Origin of the sequence: Faecalibacterium sp. DFI.5.82 (assembly GCF_029076575.1) — a bacterium.
Classification (GTDB): domain Bacteria; phylum Bacillota; class Clostridia; order Oscillospirales; family Ruminococcaceae; genus Faecalibacterium; species Faecalibacterium duncaniae.
On sequence record NZ_JARFIS010000819.1, the window covers coordinates 1 to 298 of the forward strand.

At 68.1% G+C, this 298-nt stretch carries 1 pseudogene; it reads right to left on the minus strand.

The features are described 5' to 3' along the window. Positions 1–298 (minus strand): annotated as a pseudogene (locus tag P0G09_RS19050) (hypothetical protein); the annotation flags it as partial.

A 298-nucleotide genomic window follows, 5' to 3' on the forward strand; every position in this document is an offset into this window, starting at 1 on the left:
CCGCGCCAAAATCAAAGACCTTCTCGTCCCCGGGCAGGTTCTCGAGCCGGGCTTCCAGTAGGGCACCGGCGGCAGCATCCGCACAGATGAGCAGCTTATCGTGCCGTTCCAGCGCCTCAACCACGGCGGCAGGCAGAGTGGTCTCTCCTGCCCCGTACAGGTCTGCCGAAAACGCCTGCCGCAGGGCCTGCGCGGCCTTTTTCAGCCCGGAAGGGCTCTGTGCCTGCAGGGCCACCAGCGTTTCCGCCCCAGTGGCGGGCTGCGGCCCAGTGGAAGAGCCGGGGCGCGGAAACGCTGG